This window comes from Phyllobacterium ifriqiyense (assembly GCF_030817885.1).
In the GTDB taxonomy this organism is placed as follows: domain Bacteria; phylum Pseudomonadota; class Alphaproteobacteria; order Rhizobiales; family Rhizobiaceae; genus Phyllobacterium; species Phyllobacterium ifriqiyense.
In genome coordinates, this window is the sequence record NZ_JAUSZT010000002.1 from 45,574 (window position 1) to 58,924 (window position 13,351).

Sequence of the window (13,351 nt, forward strand, 5' to 3'; positions counted from 1 at the left end):
CCGGTTGGAATTTGACGAGCGAAATCTGACATTCGAGGCTGACAATGGACAATGACAAAAGCCAACTCATCAAAAACCGCGCCTATGAACTATGGGAGCTGGAGGGCCGTCCCGAAGGTAAGCATGAACATCATTGGCGGACAGCGGAGCAGGAAGTGGCGGAAAAGGGAAATGTCCCACCGGTCAAACCGCGGGCGACCGCACCCGTCCCCAAAGTGACTCAACGCAAACCTCGCAAACCCATCTAATGCGGACGCGACCGTCGATACTGATGCACGAGCGGACGGGTCCTTAACGGGCCGATATGACTGTCCATCGCTATCACCCTTGCGACTGCCAGTCGCTGGCGTTGGAGCGCGTCTTTTGTAGTCCGCTACTTGATCTTTGTGTCGGATGCCTCTTTCATCTAACGATGTGTTGTCAATTGCAAAGACCACCACTCTGGCATCGGACGTCGTTTTATTTACGACTGTCAGCTGATGGCGAAAAGTCTGGAGAGGCTTGTTGCAGGATCGGTCTTTCTGCAACCGTCACCCACCAATAGTGTTACTCAATTTGCTTTACCGGATTTCCACGCGCATCATCTGTGGAGCGATACATCTTGTTCGTGGTGATCAAACTGAGATTATATACTCGATCTCGGGCGTGCATTGTTCCACAGATTCATGGACTTGACTCAGCGGCTCATTCCATAAGATGTCGCCGAATGTTGTTTTAACACCGTGTTTGATCCTGAACATCGCCGCTCGTACCTGTGTGCCGTTCCATCGCCTATCATGGGATCATAGGTTTAACGCATCAAGCGGGAAAACTTCCTATTAAGCCGGCTCATGGTCTGCCTTTTTCAATGTCCGCAAGGATCGACCGTATGACCAACCACAGCAACTTTGATCAATTGAAGTAGCTTTGGCAAATAGTTTCAACTCGGCCGGCAAAGAACCCCCATACCGGTTCGGTCGCAAATATGATGGCAATGGCGAAGCCCAGCCAAATCGCGAAGGGCGGAACCGGAAAAATCAAGCGCGCGAACTTATTCAGCACGGTCCGATACCGCTTTTTGCAGGCGGCCTTTGCGAACAAACATCAATCCTCCGAATACCATGCATACGCCCCAGATGAGGAACCCGATATCCCACAGGAAACGACGGTCTGCCGTGGTGACTTCATTGACGTGATGCATGCCCAATAAATGGTGGTTGATCAGACCCTCCATGCAGTTGAAAACACCAAAACCCATCAGGACTGTTCCAAGCAGCAATTTGTTCGACCAATAAAAGTGCTGTCTGTGCGACGAGCGCCAAAGCACAAACAACCCGGCAATGACGAAGAGATAAGTGGCACTGTGAAAGATACCGTCCCAAAACGTGTTGAGCTGCAAGTTCTCGACGGAGTTGACCGGATACCAGCTACTCAGCATATGATGCCATTGCAGAAGCTGATGCAGCACAATCCCGTCGAAAAAGCCGCCCAGGCCCAGTCCAAACAAGATGCCCGCAGCAGCGGGAAATTGTCGTTTTTTGGCGGTCACAGACATTGCTTTCCTTTCGATACTTGGTTCGTGCTCGCCAATTGCTCTTGCAACATCATCCAGCTGTTGCGCCAGCTCCCATGACTTGGTCAATACCCAAAGAGCATTGCCCGGCCGCTCGGGTTGGCAACCATCACCAGTCGCGCAGGCTCGGGGTAAAGTCAGTCAATTCTGTTACATCCGAACAATACGTCGCGAGCAGCTTGATGCACATCTCGAGATCATGTGTGCTGACAACCTCGCTTGGCGTGTGCATATAGCGCATTGGAACGCCGATTAACCCCGTTGCCATACCTGCCTGGTTGACTTGCATCTTATTCTCATCAGTGGGAGCGGTCCCCGGTATTGCGGTCACCTGATAAGGAATATCCTCCCGCCGGGCTGCATCAATTAACATTCGATATACAACCGGGTTTGTATTGGCGCCACGCGAAATTGTCGGCCCCGACCCAAGGTCGCGCTGCCCGAATTCCTGCTTTCTTATCAGCGGATAATCTACAGCCTGTTCCATATCAACGGCTATTCCCGTCGTGGGACAAACCTGAAATGCAGCCGTCTGCGCGCCGCGCGACCCGATCTCTTCCTGCACCGTCGCAACAGCAAAAACGCCAACATTGGCATTGAGACTGAATTTTGTGCGCAGCAGACGCAGGGTTTCGGCTATAATAAAAACACCGGCCTTGTTATCCAGCCCGCGAGCGGCGATACGGTCACCGGCAAGCTGCTGATAATCATGCTGGAAAGTTATGACGTCGCCAACCGCTACCAGTTCCTCAGCTTCCGCTTTCGATCTGGCACCAATATCAATCCATAAATCGGACAATAAAGGTTTTTTACCGGACTCTTCAGCACTCATGAGATGCATTGCCTTTTGCCCGATCACACCGGGAATCTGGCTGCGGCCATGTAACCAGACGCGCTGGCCGACGGGCACGGCACCGTCATTACCTCCAATACTGCTAAAAAACACGAAACCCATCTCGTCGATGTAATGGATCATGAAACCGATCTCGTCCATATGCCCGGCTAGCATGATCTTCATTGCGGCGTCTGGGTTAATCGCTGCGACGACATTGCCGTGAACATCAGTGGAAATACTGTCCGCAAAAGGCTGCACATAGTCGCGGTAGATCTGCGCCAAGCGCTGTTCATATCCGCTCGGTGAGGGTACTTTACATATATCTTTCAGAAATTTTAGCGACGACTCTAGCATTTCCAGATCTCATATTGCGTTTCTATTGCTGGCCCCCTGTTTGAAGAGCGGGCCGGAAAGTGGCGATGCCTAAGGGCGATCCGGCCGCGTTTGCGCCTTGACGATATTGACGCAACACTGCGGCGTTTCAAAAGTTCCGTTTGTTGATTTCCGCCAACTGAGCCTGTGCGGAGAGCTGCCCACTTACCGGATGAAGCATTTTTGGCACGAACGCGCCCGAGGTGACGATCACCATTCCAGGACTGGTCTTGCTATCATGAGCCAGAAAATTGCCAGAACCGCAGCGAAGGCAGGAAAGCCGAACGCAAACCAGAGCTTGAACAGGTGATGATAGCGGACCGGCAAGGGTTGGTTGTTTGCAGCGGCGGTGATTGCAAGATTTCGCATTTTCAACTGCATCCACACCACTGGCAGCCAGAAAACTCCCGTCACAATGTAGAGTATCAAGGAGATGACGATCCATCCCTCGGTAAGCCCATAGCCAACGTGCCAGGCCAGCGCTATGCCCGTAACTGGCTGGACGATGACAGCCGTGGCGGTGAACAGAAAGTCGGCTATCACGACGATTCGGGCAACTGCTGCGATGGTTGACGCCTGGCCAGTGCGATGCGCGAGCAGCATAAAAAAAGCGATTCCAGCGCCGGTGCCGAGTAAGACTGAAGCGCCTATTATGTGAAGATACTTAAGAATGAAATACGTCATCACCGCTCCTTCAGGATTGCCAAAGCCACGAAATGCAGGAGCAGTATCGGCCAAATTTTTAGCAATGGCCCGAGCGGCTCGCGCCATAGTTCCGGGAGAATTATCGTTCCTGCAAGAGCGTAGAACAGGCAAAGAAAGATTGCTCCGCGCAATCCCCATCTTGTCAACGGCCGATATGCCATCAGTGCCCCCACAGCTATATCGGCAAGAGCTCCAGCAATGACAGCAGGCGCGGAAAAAATCCCAGCGCCACCTCGCTGCATAAGCTCAATTCCGATCTGGTAACCAGACGACAACGAGATCAGACCTGTGGCTATCCAGAACATCGGAAGGATGACGAATATGACAGCCTTAATGAAATAAAGCTTTGCGAACCAACGTTCCTGCACGGAGGCAGGTGAAGACCGAAGTGCTACCCCAAGGCTTGCAGGGCGAATCCCGGTCGCCATCGTCCAGGCGCCCGGATCGCCCACCGCACCTCTTGCAGCCTCCAGGGCCGCGGTCGATCGCATAGGCGGACGCCACCCGAGCGCGCCTGCCAGATCGCCCAAGCCGAAGAGAATTTTCGTGGCGAACGTTGGCAAGACGACGGATTTTGCAGGCGGCCATCCATACCACTTCCTGTACGCTGCGATCACCGCGGCGATGTCCATTGCCTCCGGACCAGCCAGATCAATGGCAAGACATCCCTCGTTTTCCAGACTGATGAAGTGGGAAACGGTGTCAACAACATCGCTTAGCAGCACAACTTGCAATTTGCCTGTGCCCGGGACAATGGGCACCCAGGGCAAAGCAGCCAGAGCGCGGAATAAAGCGCTGGCACCAAATACCCCGCTTCCCAGAACTACGGACGGGCGCAAGATTACCCAGTCGAGATCACTCGAGATCAGATTCTCTTCGGCCGCAAGTTTGGTGCGGGAAAAAGCAGTAGGTTGCTCCTTGTTGACGCCCATGGCCGAAAAATGAATGACCCGGCGGACTTTGGCCGCTGCGCAGGCGCCAAAAAGAGCGGCCGGTCCTGCGATGTGAACGCCTCGCGTGTCCTCGCCCGGACCATCTTGCAGCGTACCGGCGCAGTTGATGACAATATCAACATCGGAAAGAACAGGCGCCCACAGCTCGGGCTCAATCAGTTTGGCCAAGTCTATCTTAACGACGCGGGTGATCCCTGGAGGGAGGGGATCGGAAGTAGCGCGGACTCCGGCGACGACCTTGTGACCGGCGGTCACTAGATCAGCACAGATTGAGGAACCGATTAACCCGGTTGCGCCAAGCACAAGGATATTCATGGATTTTCTCGCAGATCGCGGCGTGCCAGTGGTAGGGTCGCAGGACCGGAGATAACTTGGCCATGCTTGTCAAATCGCGAGCCATGGCACGGACAGTCCCATGTTTCGTCAGCCTGATTCCAACCCACGATACATCCGAGGTGAGTACAGACCGCCGACAGGGCGAATTCTGATCCGTCTTCGCCGCGCCGCAACGCCACTTGCTCTCCATTATGGAGGATGATTCCTGCCCCGCCTGCAGGAACAGCGTTCTTGTCCTGGACCTGAGACCGGAAGAGCCTGTCTTTCAACAGGCGGACACCTGCTGCTGTATTGTTGGCAACGAAAGAACCGGCACCGCGCACAAGATCCATGCGCGTGGCATCAAAAAGCGCCGCGCATGGGTGAGCATTTTGCAGGATATTTCCGGTAACGATTTCTGCGGAAACGGCCGCTTGCGTTATTCCCCAAGCAGATAGACCTGTAACCACCTGCAGGCGCGGCTGGGACGCTTTGACAGGACCCACGAAGGGCAGTTCGTCCATGGTCCGGAAGTCTTCGTTAATCCAGAGATGCGAAAACATCTCGAGGCCAAAGTTTCGCTCCACGAACGTGTGAAGATTTTCAATAGCGGCGGTCTGCTCGTCGGCTTGTCCCGGTTTGAATTCAGGGCCAGCGGCAACGAGGTAGGCAATACCATTCTTTGTTGCCGTTCGAAATGAGTGAGAGGGCGAGCCAGCCGAGATAAACATGCCTTCAAATGAAGGTTCGCCTGTCATTGGGGCTGCGATAACGGGGTGCGCGAACGGATATGCCTTTGTGAAGTAATGCCCTTGCGAAATGATGGGCAACTGCGTTGCAACGATCACATGATTTGCTCTAACGTCGTGACCATTAATCTGGAGCACACACGGTTCACCATAATCCACCTGCGTGACACGGCTGTCTTCAAAGATATTCGCCTTCAAGGAGATATTTTCAGCAAGGCTGACGCAAAAGGCATAAGGATCCAGTTGATATTGGCCAGAAAGCTTGAGCGACGCTTCGGGATGAAATGGCAACTTGATGTCGTTGACGATGTCGTAGTGCAGTCCCAAAGATCTGGCTGCATCACGTTCACGCGCCAGCTGTTCTGCTTCCTGCGCGTTGGTTGCGTAAATGTAAGCCGAACGTTCTTCAAGTCCGCAAGAGGCGCTCATCGTCTGGGCGAGAGCTGCGAGTTCCTTGGCGGCAAGTTGATTGGCCAGAGCATAAATCTTCGCAGCTTCGCTGCCAAAACTATCAATCAGCCTGGCGTATTTCATACCGTGCTGAGATGTCACTTTTGCCGTCGAGCGACCTGTTGCCTGCCGACCGATGGTTCTGGCTTCAAACAAGGCGACCTTAAAGCCGGCTTGCTGCAAACGATGCGCTGCATAAAGGCCAACAATTCCGCCGCCGATGACGGCGACATCGACCGTCAGCGCCTGCTCAAGGGCTGGATAATGCCTGGATGGAACGCCCTCAAACCAAAGCGGCTGGTTCTTCATTCGGTTCACCTGTTGGTTGCGGGATACTTGCCGCCCGCGTCACGAATAGGGCCAGTTGTAAATATTGAGGCGGCGGATTTGTCGAGTTCCCGAAGCGAGGAGGAGAGCGCGGCGCCCCAGATAAGATGCACCGTCAGCATCAGCAGGTTGCGTTCAAGAGGGTGTTGTGTAGCCGGTTGTAAAATGCGCGCTGCAGGAACCCAGCCGAGATAACTCAGCCCCCAGATGATACTGCCGTACTGCAGTCCATTCAATTTCCTGTCAAAGACCGGATAGAGCGCTCCAGTAAGGCCTCCAAAAGCAAAATGCGCTAATACCGTCAAGGTTTGGTGTTTCTTTCGTCCCTGGTTGCCGATGACTTCATTGGTTATCTCGGACGGATGAAGCGGATACCGCTTGTCTTCGTCAAGTTGAAGGTACAGTTGGCGCATCGCAGCCGTCATCACCATAGTGGCGCAAACCCCAGACAGAACGCCGAATATAATACGTTGCATATCGCTGCCTTTAATTTGTTGAAGCGAAACCGCGGTTCGGCTCAATGGTTCCTTTTTGCACCGGTACAGGCTGGGTGCCTCAACATTCCTATTTGCTCCCGGTGAGCGAGCTGATTTCGCGGGAGGCCTGCCCCGTTAACTCCGCTGCGATATTTTGTGCAAGCCGAAGATGTTTCATCACCTTGGGTAAATTCATCGAAGCATATCGCTGCATCTGCACGTCCTGACCTGAACCGATTTCCCAAGTGAGCAACTGCGTAGTTTTTTGATGGTCGATGATTTGTGCCCGCATATAGGCGACATCGAAGGTTTCGCCATCAGCTGTCTCGAGCTTCCGTTTGACTGCGCTGTGATCTGGATCGAGCACTTCAGGCAACGGAATTTTCGCGGCCTCGGCCAATTTCTTTAGCCTCGCATTGGCGTCAGAGTGATCGTCGATCATCATTCGCGCAAAATTCTTGACGCCTGTGTTGCTGGCTCTTGTATTTGCAAGCTGTGAAAGTTCAACCTCAGCGAGCCCGCCTGCTGCTGCCAGCTGTGCAAAAAGGCGATCTGTATTGTTTGTTTGATGCGGAGCAGGAGTTCCGGGCGCCTCCAACCGGGTGTCAGGAGAAAGGTTGGCCGGATTGCCGATTTGCGCCAGCGCTGGTGCAAAAGGTATCACGACGAGAGCTGCAGCAAGATATTTGAGCATCGATTTCTCCTCATCTCTACGTTCAAAGCGTAAGCATATAAGCCACCAGTGAATCTTTTTCGTCCTGCGTCAGTTTAACACCGAGAACGAGATTGAAGTACTCGACCGTGTCTGCAAGCGTCATCAACCGACCATCATGCAGATATGGCGGCGTGTCCTTGATGCCTCGCAATGTGAAGGTTTTGATCGGGCCATCAGGAAGCGCGACAAAATCATTGGCGGTACCGCCCACATTGTAAAAGCGCTCAAGTTTCAAGTCGTGCATGTTGTTGTCGAGAAACGAGGTTTGCGGCACATGACACGTACCGCACTGACCCTTACCCATGAAAATTTCTTCGCCCTTCAGCTCTTGGTCAGTTGCTTTTGATGGGTCGAGCTTTCCAAGGGGGGCGAGTTTCGGCGCAGGCGGGAAGTCAATGATGTTCTGCATCTGCGCCATCATCGCCACCTGGTTGGGTCTGTCTGGCAGGTTGACCCCTTTGCGGGTGGCGCTGACGTGATCGCCATTGAAGTAGGCTGTGCGTTGCTCGAATTCTGTAAAATCCTCAATTGAGCGTAACGAACGCTTGGAGCCATGAATCTGCTGGTTGAACATGCCGCGCAGGCTCGTACTGTCGAGCCGGAAACGCGATGCCTGCGGCCGCACATCCGGTGTCAGGTGGAATGCTCCGTTGGTGTTAAAATTGGAATGACAGTCAAGACAGGCAACGCCCATGCTTTGCTGCGCCACTTTGCGATCTTCAGTCTGGTTGAATTCTTCCTGCGGGAAGGGTGTCAGGAGGAGGCGCAGGCCTTCCATCTGAACGGGTGTGATAATTCCATTCATGTATTCGTAGAAGTTTTTGATGGTCAAAAGCTCGCCTCGCGACACATCCCCAAGTTCTGGGCGGGTTGTGAGAAAGATCGGTGGCGGAAACTCCGGCATAAGGTGATCAGGAAGATCGAAGTCGACATCGAACCGTTTCAGGTCGCGTCCTTCCTGCTTCGCTATCTCATTAATCTGCCTTTGCGGAAAAACCTGTCCGCCAGTAGCCTGCTTTACGTGTGGCAGGGGTTTGAATCCGTCAGGCAGTAAGTTTTTATCGCGAATTTCTTCGGGCGCCATCTCAGCCAGAGCATTCCAGGTCACTCCGTCGGGTAGCTTCACCCGCACTCCAGCCTGCACCTTCTTACGTCCGCCCGACATATTGACGTCATGTATCGGTCTATTGGAAAGGTCGTAACGCTGGTTTAGAAGGTCTCGCTGTCGTTGCATCACTTTGGGCTTTTGGGCCTCATCGTCCGCCTTGATCTTGGACAGGGGCTGTGTTGGCAGCGGACGGTAGGTCAGATCAGGCGGCAGCGGATCAGAAATGGCAGCTATAGATGCGGCCGCAACGCTTACCGCACAGGAAAGCGCTAAGAGCTGCAGACGGGACATGGCGACCTCCACGAATCTGGTTGTTAGCGCTCAACCGGCCCGTATTCCATTTGGTTCCGAAATTTTATTGTCGAGCGAACCGTATCTGCATATTGCGGGGAGTTGGCCCGCCAGCCATCCGCCGTTACGTTGAGAACGCCGGATCGCGAAGGCCAACAGGTGCGCGCCGACGACTGTTCCAATGATGAAAGCTGAAAAAGGAGAAGACGTGCATTGTGTTGTCGTTTTCTAATATGGTTACCCAACCGTGGCGCAGATCCCCTACAGCCAGTTCGATACCTTGATGAGGGATGGCAACATCGCCAAAGCCCAGATCTCCGATCAGTTCATTTAAGGCCGCTTCACCGAGCCGCAAAACGGCCGACCGATGTTCATCACGGCGCGTGAAGAGCCCGGCCATGCACAGCAATTACAGCAATATGATGTGGTCGTAACGGTGCAAATTGCCATCCACCGCTCCGGCCGCCAAGTTGCGGTCGATGTCATGGACCGCAAAGGCGGTATCCGGGTTCTTACACTCTTCTGGCCCCATGCGGCGGTGGGATCTACACGCATCAGCGGGTTGATTGGGCCGAGCGGGTGCCGTCGGGTGGATGGTGAGTTCAGGCTTCTTTAATCAAAGCGTTGCCATGCGCGCTCTTCAAGGGCGGGGAGGCGACCTTTCCGGGCCGCACACATTGTCAAGTCGGTCAACGTTCCGAGCCGAGCCTCGCGATGAGGCTCGCCAAGAGCCTCTGGTCGATGGGCTTCTCGCAGCGAGGAACGCTTTCATATTCATCGGGAACCACGAGTGCATCGTAGCCGGTTGTGAAGACGAAGGGAACGTTACGGCTGGCCAAGGCATCAGCGACGGGAAACACCCGTCGACCACGAAGGTTGATATCGAGCACCGCGCCATCCAGTCCGTCATGCGATGCCACAAGCTCAAGAGCGTCTTCGACTGAGCCAGCTGGTCCCACGATTTCAGCACCAAGCCCTTCAAGAAAATAAGCAAGATCAATTGCAATCAGATATTCATCTTCGACGACGAGAAGTCGCTTGCCTTCAAGGTCGACGCTAACCGGGTCCACCATTCTGCTCTCCATTCAAGATTGATCAGCAGAGACTGTGATTGCGCACCGGACGCCGTCGGGTGAAAATTCAAGCCTCGTTTCTGCGTTGAGCTGATACGGCAACGCGCGCTCGATCAGTTCGCTGCCGTAACCTTTACGCTTTGGCTGCGCCACGTTTTGCATATTCACGTCCCGCTCGATCCATTCCAGGGTCACACGCCCGTCCGGCAAGACCCTCCAGACGACATCGAGCTTGCCGCCGTCTTGCGCGAGGGCCCCGTGCTTGACCGCGTTCGTAGCGAGCTCATGCAGTGCCAGTCCCAACGCTTGGGCTGAGGCTGCCGGCAGCGCTACAGACTGGCCTTCGATGCGGATATTGGGGTCTTCGGAAGAATTCACATGGGCGGCAAGCTCGGAATTGACGACGTCGCGCAGATCAACATTTTTTTCGGCCCGGGCAAGCAGGCCCTGCACCCTGCCGAGCGCGCGCAGCCGGCTTGCATATTCCGAACCGAACGTTTCGAGCGATGTGCTCGTTCGCAGCGTCTGGTTGGCGATCGACTGCACGACAGCCAGAAGGTTCCGTGTCCGGTGCTGAAGCTCTGCCATCAGCACTTGCTGCCGGTCCTTGAGGCCACGCAGATCATGAACGTCGGTCATGGTGCCTACCCAGTCGCCGTTCATGATGTCATCACTCTCGACGCGGCGCGCACGCGTTTGGTGCCATCGGTATTCGCCGTCCGAGTGGCGGCGAACGCGGTGTTCGACATAATAATTGCCGCTGGCGGCGGCATCGCGCCAAGCTGAGTGTGTGAGTTCATGATCGTCCGGATGAATGGCATCCATCCAGCCGTAGCCCACGCTTTCCTTCAGTCCGAGGCCAGTAAATTCCACCCATTGCGGACTTCCCCATGTCCTGTCGCCATCGGCGCGTGAACGGAAAACCAGTTGCGGAATGCTGGTGGCAAGAACCCTGAATCGTTCCTCGTTTTCTCTCAGGCGAGCTTCCGCCTGATGATGCTCGGTTCTGTCGCGCAAAATCTTGACGTATCCGAGGCTGCGATCCTCCAGCGGCATCGTCAATCCGGAGGCGAAAAGATATGAACCGTCACTACGTACCTGCCAACGGTCATCCTCGGCACGGCCCTGTGTTTGAGCGCTCTTGCGTTCCTTATCCGGAATGCCCGCTTGCCTGTCTTCCGGGGTGAAAATGACGTCTGCCGACTGGCCGATCATTTCCTGGTAGCCGAGCACCCGTTCGGCCCCAGGGTTCCAACTGGTAACCACTCCGTTCAGATCCATGGAAAAGATCGCATAATCCTTGGCACTGTCGATCATGAGACGAAGGAGCTCGTCGCTGCTCGGCCTTCCCTGAGCGCTCTTTGTATCTGAAACCACGAATTCCTCCTGTCCAGCGGCCGGCTGCAGGCTATCGGCTGTCGTTGTGCCTATGGTTCCGGTCTCGAAGGCAGCGTTGGAAAGATGCGTTGCCGCCATCCCGTTCTGCTCCGTTAGAATTTTCTAACGCCGGCGTCTTGCTTAGGTTCCTTTGTTTCGGAGGAGGTGCCGTGCATCGGTTCAAACAGGGGAACAAAATATGCCCTTGACGAGACAAAACAGGCTTTTAGTCGGGATTGTAGAAATATGGGTTACATTCAAAATTGCTCGAAATTTGTTTATTATCGGCATTTTTTAAGGAAGAGTTGCTCGTGTGCTCTCAGTTTGCACAAACCCTAAAATTCGAGGTGCGGGGATCGCCCGCCTATCAAAGCTTGGTTGCTCGATTTGGGTCCGGCCGCTACACCCACTGTAACGGCCAAAGCCAACTTATCGTGTATCAACCCATTCGCGCTTGCAGCGCCAAAGTGCATCCTGTGCCAATCACCTGCCATGGCAACGAGCGGATGGTGCTTCCGTGTCGGCGTAGCGGATGTCACGTTCCGCAGAAGGTCGCAAGCACCCGCTCGCTGGGCTTGGGCGGTTGCATATAGGCGGCAAAGCCAGGCTGGTCTTCAAAAGGCTTCGACAGCACGGCCAGCAGCGACTCGAACAGCGAGAAATCACCGTTTTCGACCGCGGCCTCGATCGCCTGTTCGACCCGGTGATTGCGCGGAATGAAGGCGGGGTTGACGCGCCGCATGGCACTGGCGCGCTTCGTCGCCGCATACGGATCGCGCGACAGCCGCTCGCGCCACTGCGCAAGCCAGGTGCCGCAGGCGTCCAGCTCGCGGAAACCCGCGGCAAATTCGGGCTCTGAAGCGTTATCGCCGGCAAGATCCGATAACCGCCGGAAGGTCAGGGTGAAATCGGCACCCTGCGTCTGCATCAGCGTCAGCAGCGCCTGCACCAGATCGAGATCGCCGTCCTCTTCGCCGGTAAGGCCGATCTTTTCGCGCATGCCGGACAGCCAATGCGCCTGGAACCGTTCACCGTAACTCTTGATCACTGCATTCGCCTTGTCGACCGCGCCGTCCGGCTCGGCGTCGATCAGCGGCAACAGCGTTTCGCCGAGCCTTGCGAGGTTCCATTGGCCGATGGCAGGCTGGTTGGCATAGGCGTAACGCCCTTGCTGGTCGATCGACGAGAAGACGGTCGCCGGATCGTAAGCGTCCATAAAGGCACAGGGGCCGAAATCGATCGTCTCGCCGGAGACGGTCATATTGTCGGTGTTCATCACGCCATGGATGAAGCCGACATGCAGCCAGCGGGCAATCAGCGCCGCCTGCCGTTCGCAGATCGCTTCGAATAGCGCGAGATAGGGGTTCTCGGCCTCTTTCAGCGCGAGATAATGCCGGCCGATCACATAGTCGGCCAGAGCCCGCACGCCGTCGGTGTCGCCCCTGGCTGCGAAGTATTGGAAGGTGCCGACGCGGATGTGACTTGCCGCGACGCGGGTGAAGACCGCGCCCGGCAGCACCTTTTCGCGATAGACCGGCTCGCCTGTCTTCACCGCCGCCAGCGCCCGCGTCGCCGGAATGCCGAGCGCAAACATCGCCTCGCTGATGATATATTCCCTGAGCACCGGGCCAAGTGGCGCCCGGCCATCGCCGCGACGCGAAAACGGGGTCGGCCCGGCGCCCTTCAGCTGAATATCGTAGCGTTTACCACTGCGGTCGACGATTTCGCCGAGCAGGATCGCCCGGCCGTCGCCGAGCTGCGGCGAGAAACCGCCGAACTGATGCCCCGCATAGGCCATCGCCAGCGGTGCGGCACCTTCGGGAACGAGATTGCCGGAGAAGATCGCCTCGCCGTCGCGGCGCAATGTCTCGACGTCGAGCCCGAGTTCGGCGGCGAGCGCTTCGTTGAGCTTGATCAGCCAGGGCTCAGCCACCGCGGTCGGCGCTTGCGCCACAAAAAAGCGTGGGGGCAAACCGACATAACTGTTGTCAAACGGAAAGGCCGCACCGGGCCGGTTTTTCTGCAGGGCGGAGCTCATAGTACATAGGGTAGG

Annotated in this window: 13 protein-coding genes; 2 read left to right on the plus strand and 11 right to left on the minus strand. The window is 55.5% G+C overall.

Going from position 1 to position 13,351, the window contains the following annotated elements; all coding sequences use genetic code 11:
* Positions 1-44: 44 nt before the first annotated feature.
* Positions 45-248 carry a DUF2934 domain-containing protein gene (locus QFZ34_RS01815; RefSeq protein ID WP_307276121.1) on the plus strand — a complete coding sequence of 68 codons (204 nt, stop codon included), beginning with the start codon at positions 45-47 and terminating at the stop codon, positions 246-248.
* A gap of 782 nt (positions 249-1,030) precedes the next feature.
* On the opposite strand, the gene QFZ34_RS01820 is transcribed toward QFZ34_RS01815, so the two are convergent.
* From QFZ34_RS01820 to QFZ34_RS01855, 8 genes are all read right to left on the minus strand, one after another.
* The gene (locus QFZ34_RS01820; protein WP_307276123.1) at positions 1,031-1,534 is read right to left on the minus strand and encodes a DUF2243 domain-containing protein; all 504 of its coding nucleotides are present in this window, start codon (positions 1,532-1,534) and stop codon (positions 1,031-1,033) included.
* A gap of 127 nt (positions 1,535-1,661) precedes the next feature.
* Positions 1,662-2,669 carry a zinc-binding metallopeptidase family protein gene (locus QFZ34_RS01825; protein ID WP_307276126.1) on the minus strand — a complete coding sequence of 336 codons (1,008 nt, stop codon included), beginning with the start codon at positions 2,667-2,669 and terminating at the stop codon, positions 1,662-1,664.
* A 300-nt stretch (positions 2,670-2,969) separates the two neighbouring features.
* A complete protein-coding gene (locus QFZ34_RS01830) occupies positions 2,970-3,443 on the minus strand; it encodes a DUF2269 family protein (RefSeq protein WP_307276128.1) in 474 nt (157 codons plus the stop codon).
* Positions 3,443-4,732, minus strand: coding sequence for an SDR family oxidoreductase (locus QFZ34_RS01835; RefSeq protein ID WP_307276131.1), 1,290 nt, complete (start codon positions 4,730-4,732; stop codon positions 3,443-3,445). Before QFZ34_RS01835 ends, QFZ34_RS01830 begins: the two co-directional genes overlap by 1 nt.
* Positions 4,729-6,240 carry an FAD-dependent oxidoreductase gene (locus QFZ34_RS01840; protein ID WP_307276135.1) on the minus strand — a complete coding sequence of 504 codons (1,512 nt, stop codon included), beginning with the start codon at positions 6,238-6,240 and terminating at the stop codon, positions 4,729-4,731. Before QFZ34_RS01840 ends, QFZ34_RS01835 begins: the two co-directional genes overlap by 4 nt.
* A gap of 5 nt (positions 6,241-6,245) precedes the next feature.
* Positions 6,246-6,779 (minus strand): hypothetical protein, encoded by a 534-nt coding sequence (locus tag QFZ34_RS01845; protein ID WP_307276138.1) that lies wholly within the window; start codon positions 6,777-6,779, stop codon positions 6,246-6,248.
* Between the two features lie 43 nt (positions 6,780-6,822).
* The gene (locus QFZ34_RS01850; RefSeq protein ID WP_307276142.1) at positions 6,823-7,428 is read right to left on the minus strand and encodes a DUF4142 domain-containing protein; all 606 of its coding nucleotides are present in this window, start codon (positions 7,426-7,428) and stop codon (positions 6,823-6,825) included.
* 22 nt (positions 7,429-7,450) lie between these two features.
* On the minus strand, positions 7,451-8,848 hold the full coding sequence (locus tag QFZ34_RS01855) for a cytochrome B6 (protein WP_307276145.1): 1,398 nt from the start codon (positions 8,846-8,848) through the stop codon (positions 7,451-7,453).
* 367 nt (positions 8,849-9,215) lie between these two features.
* Here QFZ34_RS01855 and QFZ34_RS01860 point away from each other — a divergent pair, with 367 nt between their 5' ends.
* Positions 9,216-9,464, plus strand: coding sequence for a hypothetical protein (locus QFZ34_RS01860; protein ID WP_307276148.1), 249 nt, complete (start codon positions 9,216-9,218; stop codon positions 9,462-9,464).
* A gap of 73 nt (positions 9,465-9,537) precedes the next feature.
* On the opposite strand, the gene QFZ34_RS01865 is transcribed toward QFZ34_RS01860, so the two are convergent.
* The 3 genes from QFZ34_RS01865 to QFZ34_RS01875 form a co-directional block, all read right to left on the minus strand.
* Positions 9,538-9,921: a response regulator gene (locus tag QFZ34_RS01865; protein ID WP_307276151.1), complete on the minus strand. Its 384-nt coding sequence runs from the start codon at positions 9,919-9,921 to the stop codon at positions 9,538-9,540.
* Positions 9,922-9,933: 12 nt separating this feature from the next.
* Positions 9,934-11,397 (minus strand): sensor histidine kinase, encoded by a 1,464-nt coding sequence (locus QFZ34_RS01870; protein ID WP_307276154.1) that lies wholly within the window; start codon positions 11,395-11,397, stop codon positions 9,934-9,936.
* 436 nt (positions 11,398-11,833) lie between these two features.
* A complete protein-coding gene (locus QFZ34_RS01875) occupies positions 11,834-13,336 on the minus strand; it encodes a protein adenylyltransferase SelO (RefSeq protein ID WP_307278824.1) in 1,503 nt (500 codons plus the stop codon).
* Between the last annotated feature and the right edge of the window lie 15 nt (positions 13,337-13,351).